Source organism: Lysinibacillus sp. RC46 (genome assembly GCF_041262385.1).
Classification (GTDB): Bacteria; Bacillota; Bacilli; order Bacillales_A; family Planococcaceae; genus Lysinibacillus.
Map to the genome: position 1 here is coordinate 214,533 of NZ_JBGCCF010000003.1, position 16,190 is coordinate 230,722.

The following is a 16,190-nucleotide window of genomic DNA, read 5'->3' on the forward strand; positions in this document are numbered from 1 at the left end:
ATAAAGAGACAATTTTTTAGTGAAAGTCCTAGTTCTAGCTTTAGATTTACGTGTTGTAGTTGAATAAAGAAAGGAAGATTCGATGAAACTGAAAACATTAACTAAATTAGGGATGGCTTTAGGGCTTGGCTTTTTGCTAGCTGCATGTAGTGGTGACGATTCAAGTAAGAGCGATGGTAACTCAAAGGACGTCAATCTAGCCTACGTTGAATGGGATACAGAAATTGCTTCCACTAATGTAGTTGGGCAGGTGCTTGAGGATTTAGGGTACAATGTAACATTAACACCACTCGATAATGCAATTATGTGGGAGGCTGTTTCAAAAGGTGAAGCAGATGGTATGGTTGCCGCATGGTTGCCAAATACACATGCCCCACAGTACGAAAAATATAAGGCTGATCTTGATGAGCTAGGTGAAAACCTTGCTGGTGCCAAAATAGGTTTAGTAGTACCAAGCTATATGGACGTTAATTCGATTGAGGATTTAAAAAAGCAAGCAGATCGCACAATTACAGGTATTGAGCCTGGTGCTGGGATTACAGCTGCTACTGAAAAAGCTTTAGATGAATATGATAACTTAGCAGATTGGAATCTATTAACATCTTCATCTGGTGCTATGACAACTTCTCTTGCTAAAGCGATTAAAAACAAAGAAGACATCGTCGTGACTGGCTGGTCCCCTCACTGGAAATTCGCTAAATACGATCTTAAATATTTAGATGATCCAAAAGGCGTTTATGGTGGCGAAGAAACGATTAACACATTCGCTCGTAAAGGTTTAAAAGAAGATCAACCAGATGTTTATTCTGTACTAGATAACTTCCACTGGACATCAGAAGACTTAGAGAACGTTATGCTAGAAATTATGGATGGCAAAGACCCAAAACAAGCCGCTAAAGATTGGGTAGAAGCCAATGCAGACAAAGTTGCTGAATGGACAAAGGATGTTAAATAATTATTAAAAATGCGTGTCTAAAAAGCAGTTTTCAACTGCTGCTTTTAGGCACCTTTTTATATTTACCATGATATGGACACCTCATATATATATTGATTACGATAAAATACATATTGTGTTAAAATAAATTTATGGTTTATAAAAAGAAAATTATTAGTATTTCAAGTATTATAAAGCTAAATGTAGGTCCAATAAGAGAAACTATTGGTCTTATTGTTTAGAAAATCTATTGTTTGAGTTAAATGCAAACAGAAACTTAATTTAGAATTTTGTCTCACATTATATAAATTGTAAAGGATTTGAACGTAAGATGATCGAATTATTTGCTATGAATATCAATAATTCCATTTGTTTTTCAACGTACAAACAACTAATGCAATTCTTACCACAAAAAAAGCAAGACAAATTAAAAAAATTTACTAGAATAGAAGATTCGATAAGAGGTCTTTTTGCAGAAATATTAATACGAAATATTATTATACAACAAAAACTTAAAAATAATTTTCAATTTGAGTTTGCAACTAATCCTTATGGAAAACCATATTTATCTGATGTAGAAAACTTTTATTTTAATTTAAGCCATTCAGAAGATTGGGTAATATGTGCAATAAATAGTAATCACATTGGCATTGATATAGAAAAAGAAAAGTTTATTGATATTACGCTAGCAAAACAGTTCTTTACAGAAAAAGAATGTGATTACATTTTTTCATTAGAAAACTATCAATTGAATAGATTTTTTGAAATATGGACTTTAAAAGAAAGCTATATCAAAGCAATCGGAATTGGTCTATCTCTTCCTCTAAACTCTTTCTCAATTATAAAAGATAGCATTGATCAAAATTTTATAATTGAGTCACAATTCCAGGACAGAAAGTTTTATTTAAAAAATTATTTAATAGATTCAACCTATCAAATCGCAGTTTGCGCACGTAATTATGATTTTCCTTCTGATATAAAATATGTTGATCCTGAAGATTTGGTGATAGAAGCTTTAAATAATAGCTCACTTAAATATAAATAATGTAACTTTAACTACTAAAATACTTTAAATTAAACATAGTTTTTTATAAAATTCTATATACTGTCCTCACAAATCATTCTTTTAAGCCATTATTCGGATTGTAAACACTTAAACCTATTAGTAGAACACTAGTTAATTAATTATATACGGTGCCGAGTATGATGTTGCTTTTGAAAAACAAACTACTTCCCTGAATTATAAAATTTCTTTACATTCATTTTTATGTAATAAAATAAGGCGCCATTTCAGATTCTTTGAAGTTGGCGCCAATGAGTGAAATTTCGATTTTAAGATGTTGGAGTTATGTAGGCTATAACTCAAATTAATATTTCTTTATATTTTAATAAAGATTGGCCAAATGTCATTGATGCTCCATGGTCGCGATATGATGGAACTAACCAATCATTTTCATTTAATGCTAATGCACTGCCGACTTGTGATGCCTCTTGCCCCTCAAATGGTGCATACGTTCCAATCCTGCCCTGCCTCTGTAAACTTACTGCTTTTCTATCGAACTCTCTAATCCTTAATAAATGATAATAAAATGTTTCTACCAATTCTTTTGTGATGAGAGATTCATAATCCTTATTTAAAAGTTTTCCTTCTTCACACACCACTCTTCTTATTGGAAAATGTTGTTCCAAATAATCCACCCCCTATTTTTTATTCACTCAATATCAAAAAGTTTAATTTTTACAATTAGAGAGTTTAAATCTTTTATAAAATAATAAACGAGTTCAATTTTATATAGTTTGGTAAAGGCTGAATGTCCATTAAATTATTTTCTAGCAATACTAAATTTTCATTCTCTTCAATCTCTCCAAATCCTGAAAATCTATAAGTCATATACATCATTCGATTTTTATTAGTTGGAACGAATTCTGCACGTAGACGTACATTTGCATTCTTAGCTAGATGCATAACATAATTGAGCATAATCGTACCAATTCCCCTGGACATAACTCTGCACGACATAAGTAACAGCTTTATAGTCCATACATATTTATCGCATTCAATTAGTACTACTCCTATTTTCCCATATGCTCCATATTTATCTTTTAAATCAGCTATTAATAATTTATGTCTATCCGATTTACTGAAATTATCCAGTTCTTCATAAGAATAAGTATATCCAGTTGCATTTAACTGATGAGTTCTTACCGTTAACTCCTCTGCTCGCTGTAAATCACCACCACTGACTGGAGATATGGTAAGTTCCATATTAAGGGTTTCTAAAAATTCCGCTTTTGTACCCTCATAGCTTTTTTCTTCTTTATTGCGTTCTATATCACTTAAATACATTTTTCTTCTCATTTTCGAATCTTCTGTTATAAAATTGGGATTCATTTCAGGCAGACTAAGTAAGCCATTTAGATCAGTCGCATCTAGACACATTACTTCTGGGACTGAAAAACTGACTTCCTCTCTTTCGAAAGGCTGATCATCTATAAATGCCAAAGTATCAAGTCCAATATTAATAGACTGGGCTATCTTTTTAATAGCTTCCCCCTTTGAATTCCAGTTAATTTGAGGATAAATAAAATACTCCTCAATACCGAATTCTTTAAGCTTCTCAATTGCTAAATGATGTTCATTTTTACTTGCAATAGATTGTAATATGCCACGCTTATCTAATTCCTCTAAAATTTTTTTTACACCTTCACGTAATATAACATTCTTATCTTCAAGTAAAACGCCTTGCCATATTGTATGATCAAGATCCCAAACAACACACTTCACTTTTCGTTCTTGTGAACTAATCTCTAACATGTTACACCTCCGATAAGAACCATTCTTCTAGTTGTTTCCAATAATATTTTTAGCAATTAAAATTTCATGCATCTGTGTAGTTCCTTCAATGATTTCATTAATCTTTGCATCTCTATAATATCTTTCTACTGAATATTCTTGGCTTAATCCATTAGCGCCATGAATCTGCACGGAATCCCCTGCAACCTTATTTATCATTGTAGAAGCAAAGTACTTTGCATTCCATGTCTCCATAATGGTTTCGGGGTCTCCAGTTTCCTTCAGATAGCCAGCATTTAAACACATTAATCTTGCAGCCTTTACATTAACAACCATTTCCGTTATCATTTTCTGAATTAATTGATTTTGACTTAATGTATATCCAAATTGTTCTCTTTTCTTTGCATAATGTACACTTTCTTCAATACACGCCTGTCCAATGCCAACACACCCCCAAGCAATTGTATATCTACCGTAGTCTAAACAAGAGAATGCGACATGGGATAATCCTATACCAGGTCTACCAATCATATTTGTCTCAGGAATATGGCAATCATCCATGAATATTTCTGCTACCATTGATGCCTTCAAACCCATCATTCCATGAATTCCTTTCGTTGAAAAACCTTGGCTATTTTTTTCAACTAAAAATGCAGTTGGTTTACCATCTAATTTTGCAAAAATAATGAAAATATCAGCTATTTGGCCCATAGTAATCCATTTTTTGCTACCGTTTATAATAAAGTTGCCATTTAAAAGTGCAGCAGATGTTTCTATACTTTTAGCATCACTACCTATTTTAGGTTCAGTTAAACCAAAAGCTCCTATGCTTTCACCTTTCGCCATTTTTGGAAGCCAATATTCCTTTTGCTCATCTGTCCCCCACTTTTCAATCGCAATGGCTACCATACCATGTACTGTCAACAATGCTCTAGTTGAAGAACATCCTCTTCCCACTTCTTCATTTAGTAATCCCAAAGTAATCATGTCGTAGCCTAATCCACCATACTTCTTAGAAATAGTTGCTCCTAAGAACCCACTTTTAGAAACCTTTTCTATAAGTTCGGTAGGCAAATATTCAGCTCGATCATTTTCCCCTGCGTAAGGAATTATTTCAGATTGAACAAAAGCTCTAAAACTTTCTTGATATTTTAATTGTTCTTTTGTAAATTCTATATTCATATTTTCACCATCATTCAATTATTATTTACTTGATTTTCGGTAGTTGTTTCATTGTGCTTTTTACTAATAAAAGAGACAATTGAATCAATCGTTCTGAAATTAGCAAAGTCTAAATCTTTATTTTCAACCTTTATGTTAAATTCCTTTTCAATAAACATAACTAACTGCATTGCGAAGAGTGAATTGACAAACCCTGTTGAAAATATATCTTCATTATCCATTAATTCATGGCTTTTAAAAAACTTAGAAAGATACGTTTTTATTTTCATTTTAGTTTCAGACATTTATTCATACTCCTTTGGACATTTTTTTAATAAGTATAAAATCCTTGACCAACTTTCTTACCGTACAATCCTGCATCAACCATTTTACGTAGTAAAGGACAGCAACGATATTTCGAATCTTGGAAGCTTTCATATAAAACATCTAGTGAATTTACAACAGTATCGAGTCCAATTAAGTCAGCTGTTTCAAGTGGCCCCATCTTATGTCCGTAACACTTTTTAAAAATGTTATCTACATCTTTAGGTGCTGCTACTTGATCCTGTACAACATAGGCTGCCTCATTCATAAAAAGATGAGAGATTCTGTTCGATACAAAACCAGGTAAATCATTAACAATAATGCACTCTTTCCCAATATGTTTAAGAAGTTCTTTTGTTAGAAAAATAGTTTCCTCCGATGTATGATATCCTTTAATAACCTCAATAGTAGTCATAAGCGGTACAGGATTCATAAAATGTGTTCCAATACACTTCTCCGGCCTATTGGTTAATGCTGCTATTTTTGTAATAGGAATACAAGAAGTATTAACTAAAAAAATACAGTTTTCTGTACAAATTTTATCTATTTTTTCATAAACTGATTTTTTAACCTCCCATTTTTCAGGGACATTTTCAACAACAAAATCTACTTGTTCTAATAGCTGGTAATCCGTTGAGAAGTTGACTCTTGATAAAATTTCTTCCGAGTCATCATCTATCTTGTTTTTGTTAAATAAAGCGTGAAAACGAATATTTTGACGTATTTCTTCTTTTGCATGCTCTAATTTCCCCTCAGAAATGTCTAATAATATGACATTTAACCCCTCCTGAGCAAAATTTTGAGCTACTCCTCTTCCCATTACTCCTGCTCCAATGACGGCTATTTTTCTCATACTAAATTACCCCTTTTTATTTACATAATTTTAATAATTATATAAAAATTCACTTCATATCATTATCGAGCATTCATTCAACAACCTCCTGTATTATCATTTTTTTATAAATATAACCATTTTAATGCTTATTTTTTAACCTTACTATTTTTTTGTATGATAAAAACTTATAATCTGTATTTATCACTCTTGATATTTTAGTAAGGGAGTCATCTAGGCTAACTTCAATAAAAGTAGTTATACCAAAATCAATCATTTTTTCTATTGAGATTTTCCAATTCATTGAGCTTGGCATATTTTTCACTAGTTCTTTCTTTAAGTCAGAAGCACTTTGAAGAACATTTTGGTTAAATACTGAAACTATCGGTATTCTACTATCATCAACCTTTATTTTTTCAACAAGATTTATTAATTTATCAATCCCTTTTTCAGCAAATGGAGTATGGAATGCATAGGGGACATTTATTTTTACAACCTTTATAGCGCCCTCCTCTTCCGCTTTATCCAAAATTTGATTTATATCATTTTTCTTTCCAGCTATTACAATGCAGTACTTACTATTTTCACTAGCAATCTTAACAGTTTCGAAAAAATTGTTTTTTTCAATTAAGTTTACAACTTGTTGGTAATTCAAGCCTATTATAGTTGCCATAGACTCCTCTTGCCTTGAAATACCTTTAGGATATTCATATATAGTTAGTAGCATGTGCAATCCTGTTTCAAAAGAAATAGATTTTCCACATGACATTGCAGTAATCAAGCCCATACTGTAACCTAGAAATATTTTAGGGTTTACACCAATGGAAATATATGTATTAAATACTATATTATCACAGGTGTAGATAGCAATCCAATCATTGAAAAAGTCATCATATTTCGTTTTTTTGGAATAAAATAGATAGTTCCACAAATCTAAATCTAATTCCTTTTCCACAATGGCGCAATATTTACGTAATAATTCTAATTGCTCTTCATCCAGTAAATATAATAAACTTTGATATTCTGATCCAACTCCTTGAAAAAGAAACGCATTTCCACCATCAAAATAATCCACCTTTTCCCTCCTATAATATAATTTTAGACACCATTGTTCTAATATTGGAGTATTCATAGTATTGATAATAAATGTAATCAATACTATGAATACTTATTCTCCAAAAGCTTAAGAGTTTAATAAGTTTTCTTCCATTATTCGGGCTATCTTTTCAACATTAATATTATTGTTAATAAAAAAATGGTTGCCGTTTAAATCGTATAATTTACAATCTCTATCACACAAATATTTCCAGCTATTTTTTTGATAGAAATCTATATTATCTTCTGTCCCATTTAAAACAGATATATTACACTGAATCTTTACATCCCTTTCTTTGTAAACATAATTTTCTACTATCCTTATATCATTTTTTAGAATAGGTAAAATAAACTCTAGTAATTCTTTCGATTCTAGTACCTCATCAGCAATTCCGCCTAACGCTACGATCCTATCCATAAATTCTTTATCAGGCATTTTATGACTAATAATAATATTACCTTTTACATTGGGAGAAAATCTGCCAGAAAAAAATAAATGCTTTGGCTTTCTATTACTGGTATTAATGATTTTATAATATAGCTCATATGTCAAAAGTGCTCCCATACTATGCCCATAAATTGCATATTCTTCTTGTTGGATTTTATCATGTATTTGACAATAAATATCCTCCACTGCTTCATTTAGATTTTGATAAAAACCTTCACAAAACCTTTTTCCTCTTCCTTTTAGTGTAATAGCATGTATTTCTATACGTTGATTTATAAATTTATTCCAATTATGATATATCAGCTCTGAACCACCGGCATATGGCAAACAAAATAAAAGCATCATGAGCTCCCCTTTTATGTTTAACATATTTAGTATTTTTAAAGATCTGTTGATTGAATCACCTTAAAAGTGTTATAAGTTCATTAAATATTTTAAAAGGTTCACTTATAACATTACTTTTATCAGCTGCCTCTTGATTTAAATGAATGACAAAACTATATCCATTATATTTATAAAGAATATTCTGAAACCCTAGTCCATGCCCCTCATGTCCTAACATATCGTTCACATTAAAGATACCTAATCCCATATTCACTTTGTAGTCAGTTGGATAATTCATTGAAATATCAATATAGTCATTGATTATATCTTTGTTTTTTAGTAACACTCCATCTACAAATGCATCAAGCCATATAAGTAAATCACTAGCATTAGATATCATACCTCCTGATGCCCAACTTGCACTTAAAGCATTATTTGTCACATCTTTTTTTTCAGGATTAGTATAACAACGACTAAAATTATATAAATTAGGTAACTCATCTACTAACCTCGTTTGTTCAAGACCCAACTTATTGCATATTCTATTTTGTATATTTTCTTCTAAACTTACATGTGTAATTTTTTCGATAATTAATCCTAATAATATATATCCGGTACTAGAGTAAATCCAAATGTTATTATTAAATGTCTGATCATATGGTAAAGACAATCCATAGTATAATAATTCTTCCTTAGTCCATTCTCTATTACTTTCTAAACCTTTAATAAAACTAGGATGTTTTACAAAGTCATGTATTCCACTAGTGTGATTTAATAAACTTTTTATTGTTATATTATTAAAATAATCCGCTTTAAATTGTTCTAATAATTCTGGAAGAAAATGTATAACAGAATCATCTAAATTTAATAACCCTTCCTCCATCAATTGTAATATTATAGTTGCCACAAATGTCTTAGTAATGCTTCCTATTTTAAAATTAGTAGTAGACTTCATATTTATATTATTCTTTATATCCGCAAGCCCTTTTGAAATAACAGTATTTTGTCCATCAGGAGCTTTTATTCCCAATATCAATCCTGGAGCCTTGTATTTATTTAAAAAAAATGATAAATTGTTTTCTAAACTAGCTATATTTAATTGCTTTTTATTTAAAGAAATAAATTCTAATAAAATTTCTTTATATTTTTTTGCTAAATTAGCTATAGTATCAGATTTATATGCTTTTGTATTGAACGTTAATAATATTTTTAATTTTCCATTGCTTATGTTCCCATTAAACTCCAATTCAAAATGTCTTTCACTATTGATACTAATATTACTTCCATGTTCCTCTTCAATTATCTCGAATATTCTACCTTTATTCTCTAAATCCGTTTCTCCGTGGTAATTAAAACAAATTTGAGGAGTCATGAACCTATCAATATCTTTTTTATTTTCTTCTTCAGTTAAATATTTTAAGATATGATAACCTATACCATTTCTAGGGATAGCATTTCTTATCAAGATTGTTCTATCTAAATAATCTATCAAATTATTAGTTTCTGGAGCTTCTAAAATAATAGGATAGATAGATGTAAACCATCCTACTGTTCTTTGAATACTTACATCATTAAATAAATCTTCTCGTCCATGCCCTTCAAACATAATTGCATTTTCCTTACTTCCAGTCCAATTCTGTAAAACAAACGATAACGCAGATAGTAAAATATTAACAACACTTGTTTTGTATAATTCAGAACATTTTTCCAACAAAGCCTCAGTTTCTTCTAGATTAAGAGATATTTCGTAAGTATCGCTATCTCTCATAGTATTAGTATCATGACTAAAATCAAAAGGAACGCTATTTATTTTTCTTTGGATATTTCTCCAATAGGACTTTTCTTTTAAAAACGCTTCACTATTACTAAAATAATAAAGTTTTTTAGACCATTCTTTGATTGAATTAGATTTGTTAGTTAGTTTAATATCTTTCTTACGTAAAAACTGTTTATATAAACTTTGGATATCATTTATTAAAATACCCCACGATACAGTATCGACTGCCAAATGATGAATTAAGATGTATATATAATCAAAATTGTTTGTTTTAAATACAACTGTACTCATCATTGGACCTAATTTTAGATCTACATTTTTTTGTAATTCCTTTACTTTTTTCAAAAAAATTGATTTGTCCTGTTCTAGATTATCAAGGTAAACAACTTCATAATTAAAAGGATAATTAGACCCTAAGATCTCCCCAACTACTTCATCATTTACTGTTGTAAAGCCCATTCTTAATGAATCATGATGCATTTGTACTTCTTTTAATATATCCCTTAATACATCCACATTTATTTTTTCATTACATTTTAAAAAAGTTGCTTGATGAAAATACTCTGGTTCAATTTTATGTGATTCAAAAAACCATTTTTGAATAGGGGTTAATTTAAACTTACCTACTGTAGGTTCTATTAATAATGAATTTCTTTCAAGTGAATTAATAACTTCTACGATTTTTTTTATGGTTCTATATTTAAAAATATCACTTAGCTTTAATGTTAAATTCTTTTCATTTAACTTATAAATACATTTAATCGCTTTAATGGAATCTCCACCCAAATGAAAAAAATCATCGTTTATCCCAACTTTTTTATGAACAAAAATTTCCTCCCAAATTTCCACAAGTAAACATTCGTATTCGTTTGAGGGCTTTTCATAACTATCTTCTTTTAAATATTTATCTCCCTTTAATTCCTTTAAAATTCTTCTATCTGGTTTACCACTTTGATTTTTGGGTATGGAATCTAATTGCATATAATAAGATGGAACCATGTATTCGGGTAACTCATTCAATAAAAAAGTTCTTATTTCTGATAGTATCATTTTTTTATCAGCTACCACATAACATGCTAGATTGTATTCATGATGCTGGTCCTTTATTGTAACAACCACCGCTTCATTTATATGTCTATTTAGAAGTAATCTTCTCTCGATTTCTTCTAATTCTATTCTATATCCTCTTATTTTTACCTGATAATCCTCTCTACCAACATACTCAATATTTCCATCTGGTAACCATCGAGCTATGTCACCTGTTCTATAAATTTTTTCGCATTCAATATAAGGATTTGGAATGAATTTTTGTTTCGTTAATTCTAGATTATTTAGGTATCCTCGCGCTATGCCAATTCCACCAATACAAAGTTCACCATGAACTCCTATAGGCTGTATTTTTTGATTTTTATCTAAAATATAAATTTTTGTGTTATATATCGGTTTTCCAATAGGTACTGTTTTATTATCTTTGTTTATTCTATAATCTGTCCAAGCTGCTGCACATACAGTAGTTTCAGTTGGTCCATAGGCATTTACATATTGTACTTTACCATTCCATTTTTTTACTAACTCACTATTTGATTCGGAACCTGCTGTTATTAATAATCTTAAATAGTTTATTTTATGAGGACTTAAATTTGAAGCATAGACAGGAGGCAATGTAGCTACCGTTATTCTATTGATATTTAAAAACGCTTCAAAGGCGTTTACATCATTAATTACATATCTAGGAACAATAAAAAGTGTTGCCCCGGTTAACAGTGCCATGCTCATTTCCCAAACTGCTGCATCAAATGTACAATTTGCAAATTGAATTATGTTATCTTTTTCGCAAATGTTATACTCATTTTCGAAATAGGATTTTAAATTAGCTAAACCTTTATGTTCAACCATTACTCCCTTAGGTCTACCAGTGGATCCTGATGTGTAAATAATATAAGCTAAATCATTTATCTCATTTACATTTTCCAAATTTTCAATACTATTTTTATATACTTTATCATTTGCAACATTGACTGTTTCGTTTTTTTTCAACAAACCTGTATTTATATTCCCCTGCGTTAAGATAATTGCTACTCTACTATCTTCTAGAATATATTGAATTCTCTCTTCAGGGTATTCTGGATCAATAGGTAAATATGCACCACCAGCTTTTAATATTGCTAATATACCTACTACCATCTCTATAGATTGATTGACGAAGATACCAACTACAGTATCGCGTTTTACTCCCTTATCCCTCAATATTCTTGCAAGTTGATTAGATTTCTCATTAAGTTGACTATATGTCACCTTATTATTTTCGTATATAACTGCAATTTGATCAGGTGTGTTTTTAACTTGTTCTTCAAACAATTGATGCATTGGTTTATTCTTGTCATATATCATAGATGTATTATTAAATTGATTTATTTTATCTTTTTCCTTTTGAGAAAGTACATTAATATCTTTCAATTTTCGATCTATATTTTCAATAATTGAATATAAAAGATTGCTAAAGCAGTCACTCATCAATTCTATTGTTTCTCTTTTATAAATTTTTGTACAATATTCAAAACTACAATTCATTTCATTTTTTTCTTCAGTTATATTTAAAGTCAAATCAAATTTCGATGTTTTACCTATATAATTGTATTTTTTTATTTTCAATTCTTCAATTTCAAAATTAGCTTCATCTAAATTTTGATAGACAAACATTGTATCGAATAAAGCATTCCTACTTGTATCTCGATTAATTTCTAGCTTTCCTATTAACTCATCAAATTGATAATCTTGATTATCAAATGCCTTCAAAACCGTTTCTTTAGTTTCTTTTAAAAATTCTTTAAATGTCTTATTTGCCTCAGGATAATTCCTTATTGCAACAGTATTTACAAACATACCCATAAGATTTTGTAAATCAATGTGATTCCTACCGGACATCGGTGTCCCTATAATTAAATCTTCTTGATTTGTATATTTTGATAAAAGAGTTGAATATGCAGCAAGTAAAACCATATATAATGTGCTATCATTTTCCTTTGCAATCTTTTTTAGTTTATTCGTTATAAAAGAATCTATTTCAAATGTGAGAGAATCCCCTTCAAAGTTAAATTTACTAGGTCTTTTATAATCAGAAGGTAAATTTAATATTGGTAATTCACTTTTAAATACATCAAGCCAATATTTTTCTTGTTTTTTTATCTTCTTTGTATTGAAAAATCCCTTTTGCCAAGCAGAATAATCTTTATATTGTATATCATTCACAATTAAATCTTTTTCATTAACGTAACTGGCTAATTGCTCTAATAAAATATTTATTGACGTACCATCTGCAATAATGTGATGAATATCAAAAATTAGTATATGTCGTTTATTATCTATACTAATGACGCCTACTCTTAATAAAGGAGCCTTCTGCAATAAAAACGGTTTTGAAAATTCTCTAATCTTTTTATCAATATCCATTTCATTTACCACTTGCATTCTTTCTATTTTAAAATCAATTTCTTCAAAATAATGAATTTTCTGTACTATTATTCCATCAACTACATCAAAGCTAGTCCTTAGTATCTCATTATTTTTAATTATTTTTTTTAAACCATCTGTTATTTTCGATACATTCAACTTGCCTATTACTTCCATTGCTTCAGTAATATTATAAACATTACTAGCTGTTTCGAATTCTTGAGTAAGGTATATTCTTTTTTGAGCTGATGATGCCTCATAGTATCTTTTTTCTTGAATCTTTTTAATTTTTCTATACTCTTTTTTACGCACTGAAGATATATAGGAAGCAATATTTTTTATATTTTCTAGGCTAAAAAAATCTTTTATAGGAATATCTATATTTAGTTCTTTATGAATTCTTCCAACTACCTTTATAGCATTTAAAGAATGCCCACCTACGTCAAAAAAACTATCGTTAATACTTATCGTATAATTTATCTTTAAGATGTCCTTCCATATTTGAATTAGTTTTTCCTCTATATCATTTTTGGGATGTTCGTATATGCCTAATTTGCTTTCATCTTCTAATTTATTAAGCTTTAATCTATCAACCTTACCATTAATCGTAAGTGGTATTTTCTCTAATTTAATGAAGTTTGCAGGCATCATATAACTTGGCAATGTTTCTTTTAATTTCTCTCGTATTAAATCTTTACTATAATTACAGTTAGCTACATAATATGCGTATATATATTTATTATCTTCAATCTCTTTTACCAATACGACTGCTTCATTTATTTCATTTATTTTTAATAATGCATTTTCTATCTCACCAAGTTCTATTCTATATCCTCTTATTTTAACTTGATAATCTATTCTCTCGATAAATTCAATATTCCCATCTGGAAGCCACCTTGCCAAATCCCCAGTTTTATACATTTTATCATCTGTTTCATATGGATTTTCCACAAATTTCTTCTCAGTTAAATCGTTTCTATTTATATAACCTGATGCTAATCCCTCTCCCGATATACAAAGTTCGCCCGGTACCCCTATTGGCTGTAATTTGTTATTATTACCGATAACATATAATTTTGTATTTGAAATTGGTCCACCAATCGGAACAAATATATCTTCCTCATCTATATCATTTATTGGATAATAAGTTGCGAAAATAGTACTTTCCGTTGGGCCATATAGATTTATTATTCTATTAGGGCCCAAAAAATCGAATGCTTTCTTTGCATGCTTTAAAGATAATTTTTCCCCACCTATTAGTATTTTTTTAACATTTTGTAGGGATTTTAAATTTAATTCTACTAATGAATGGAATAAAGCAGTTGTAATAAACAATATACTTATTTTTTCTTTTTCTATTAATGATCCTAATTCTTTCAAATCGAGGGTATGATATTTTTCTGGAATTACAAGTCTTGCCCCATTTAATAAAGAACCGAATATTTCGAAAATAGATCCATCAAATACATAACTTGATAACTGTAAGAAGATATCATTTTTATTGATATTAATATAATTTGTATTGCCGACTAGGCGACTGATAACACAAGATTGGTTTATTAATGTTCCTTTTGGCCTACCTGTTGATCCGGATGTATAAATGATATACGCTAGTTCATTCCCTTCAAATGGAATATTAAGGTTATCAGCATTTAATATTTCATTCTCTTTAAGATCAATTTTTATTATTTTACACCCCAGGTTAACTATATCCTTTGAATTTCCCTGTTTTAATAATATTTTACAATTTGAATCTTCTAACATATACTTAACTCTTTCTTCTGGGTATTTATAATCAATAGGTAAATATGCTGCACCGGCTTTTAATATTGCTAAAATTCCTATTATCATTTCTGGGGATTTCTCAGCAATTAATCCAACTACGTCTCCTTTTTCCACGTTATTATCTTTTAGTTTATTTGCGATGATATTTGATTTTTCATTAAGCTCTTTATATGAAAACTTTTCATTTTTAAAAACAATCGCAATATGATCTGGGTTATTTTCTACTTGTTTTTCAAAAATTTCACTTAATGACAGATTTTTAGGAAAAGATATACTTGTACTATTAATGTCTTTCAACTTACTTTTTTCCTTTTCACTTATAATATCAATATCATCTATTCTAATTGTTAAGTTATTTATTACCTTTTGTAATATATTTACAAATATATCTTTTAGAATAAATATCTGATTCTCTTCGACATAATCAAAGCTATTAAATATTAAGGAAATTGAATCTTCTTTTACTCTAATATTTAAAGTAAGATCATTATTTGGTAGATTTAAAATATTTTTTATTTGAAGATCACTATGTAATTCTTCCATTACACAAAATACATTTATTTTTTCGTAAATAAAGTTTCTTTTATACAATTGTTCTAAAGGATAAAATTCATATAAAAAAGAATTAAAAAGAACATTTTTTTCATTAGAAAGAACTTTTTTAAAATCCAATTCTTTAGTTAATAGTTGTTTGGATAAAAGAAACTCATTATTTGCTTGTCTTTTATTATCTTTAATATATGGTGGAATTCCGATCGCAAATTGTGAGTATGAACACATTCTAGATAATGCAATTTTGAATACTGTTAATATTAATGTATATTTCATTATATTTTTGTCTTTTGTTAATTGTTTTATTTTATTAGTTATTTCTTTATCAATATCAACTTTTAAGAAATAAGATTCATTGCCCTTTTGATTTTTCTGAAATACTAAACGATCAAATTCAGTTGCTAACATTTCAATCCAAAAACTTTTAGATTTATTTATCACATCAGACTTTACTTCTTTCATTCTAGCTCACTCCTCTTTATAATTGTTCTGAGTTTGTGAAACCTATCAATAGAAATAGATCTTTATAGGGAGAAAATCTTCGCCTATACAGGGATAAATTTGAATTATTTTATTAAGTGAATTTAGTTACTTTATCAAGTATGCCTCGCGATAATTGCGTCGGGAATCGCCCGGAGGCTTTAACTTCTTACAGCGGATGTTTGGACATCCGCTGTAAACAGTCTTAGAACCACTACCTATAGAGGCGGGAGA

The 16,190-nt window shown here is 29.3% G+C and carries 9 protein-coding genes and 1 pseudogene; 2 read left to right on the forward strand and 8 right to left on the reverse strand.

Annotated features, from left to right (window positions below; translation table 11 throughout):
• Nucleotides 1-82 precede the first annotated feature (82 nt).
• A complete protein-coding gene (locus tag ABH966_RS04725; protein ID WP_370076221.1) occupies nucleotides 83-955 on the forward strand; it encodes a glycine betaine ABC transporter substrate-binding protein in 873 nt (290 codons plus the stop codon).
• A 310-nt stretch (nucleotides 956-1,265) separates the two neighbouring features.
• A complete protein-coding gene (locus ABH966_RS04730) occupies nucleotides 1,266-1,979 on the forward strand; it encodes a 4'-phosphopantetheinyl transferase family protein (protein WP_370076223.1) in 714 nt (237 codons plus the stop codon).
• Between the two features lie 344 nt (nucleotides 1,980-2,323).
• Here ABH966_RS04730 and ABH966_RS04735 read toward each other — a convergent pair.
• The 8 genes and pseudogenes from ABH966_RS04735 to ABH966_RS04770 form a co-directional block, all read right to left on the reverse strand.
• Nucleotides 2,324-2,623 (reverse strand): annotated as a pseudogene (locus ABH966_RS04735) (thiamine pyrophosphate-dependent enzyme); the annotation flags it as partial.
• Nucleotides 2,624-2,696: 73 nt separating this feature from the next.
• Nucleotides 2,697-3,749: an HAD-IIIC family phosphatase gene (locus ABH966_RS04740; protein WP_370076225.1), complete on the reverse strand. Its 1,053-nt coding sequence runs from the start codon at nucleotides 3,747-3,749 to the stop codon at nucleotides 2,697-2,699.
• Nucleotides 3,750-3,776: 27 nt separating this feature from the next.
• The gene (locus tag ABH966_RS04745) at nucleotides 3,777-4,910 is read right to left on the reverse strand and encodes an acyl-CoA dehydrogenase family protein (protein WP_370076227.1); all 1,134 of its coding nucleotides are present in this window, start codon (nucleotides 4,908-4,910) and stop codon (nucleotides 3,777-3,779) included.
• Nucleotides 4,911-4,924: 14 nt separating this feature from the next.
• Nucleotides 4,925-5,194: an acyl carrier protein gene (locus ABH966_RS04750; RefSeq protein WP_370076229.1), complete on the reverse strand. Its 270-nt coding sequence runs from the start codon at nucleotides 5,192-5,194 to the stop codon at nucleotides 4,925-4,927.
• A 26-nt stretch (nucleotides 5,195-5,220) separates the two neighbouring features.
• Entirely contained in the window at nucleotides 5,221-6,066 is an 846-nt protein-coding gene (locus ABH966_RS04755; protein WP_370076231.1) for a 3-hydroxyacyl-CoA dehydrogenase family protein, read from the reverse strand.
• Between the two features lie 121 nt (nucleotides 6,067-6,187).
• Nucleotides 6,188-7,120, reverse strand: a complete 933-nt coding sequence (locus ABH966_RS04760) for an acyltransferase domain-containing protein (RefSeq protein ID WP_370076233.1) — start codon at nucleotides 7,118-7,120, stop codon at nucleotides 6,188-6,190.
• Nucleotides 7,121-7,228: 108 nt separating this feature from the next.
• Nucleotides 7,229-7,933 (reverse strand): thioesterase II family protein, encoded by a 705-nt coding sequence (locus ABH966_RS04765; RefSeq protein WP_370076235.1) that lies wholly within the window; start codon nucleotides 7,931-7,933, stop codon nucleotides 7,229-7,231.
• 55 nt (nucleotides 7,934-7,988) lie between these two features.
• Nucleotides 7,989-15,938: a non-ribosomal peptide synthetase gene (locus ABH966_RS04770; RefSeq protein WP_370076237.1), complete on the reverse strand. Its 7,950-nt coding sequence runs from the start codon at nucleotides 15,936-15,938 to the stop codon at nucleotides 7,989-7,991.
• Nucleotides 15,939-16,190: the final 252 nt, after the last annotated feature.

Coding starts and splice junctions, on each gene's coding strand:
- ABH966_RS04725 (WP_370076221.1), top strand. CDS start 83: ATGAAACTGAAAACATTAACTAAATTAGGGATGGCTTTAGGGCTTGGC.
- ABH966_RS04730 (WP_370076223.1), top strand. CDS start 1,266: ATGATCGAATTATTTGCTATGAATATCAATAATTCCATTTGTTTTTCA.
- ABH966_RS04740 (WP_370076225.1), bottom strand. CDS start 3,749: ATGTTAGAGATTAGTTCACAAGAACGAAAAGTGAAGTGTGTTGTTTGG.
- ABH966_RS04745 (WP_370076227.1), bottom strand. CDS start 4,910: ATGAATATAGAATTTACAAAAGAACAATTAAAATATCAAGAAAGTTTT.
- ABH966_RS04750 (WP_370076229.1), bottom strand. CDS start 5,194: ATGTCTGAAACTAAAATGAAAATAAAAACGTATCTTTCTAAGTTTTTT.
- ABH966_RS04755 (WP_370076231.1), bottom strand. CDS start 6,066: ATGAGAAAAATAGCCGTCATTGGAGCAGGAGTAATGGGAAGAGGAGTA.
- ABH966_RS04765 (WP_370076235.1), bottom strand. CDS start 7,933: ATGATGCTTTTATTTTGTTTGCCATATGCCGGTGGTTCAGAGCTGATA.
- ABH966_RS04770 (WP_370076237.1), bottom strand. CDS start 15,938: ATGAAAGAAGTAAAGTCTGATGTGATAAATAAATCTAAAAGTTTTTGG.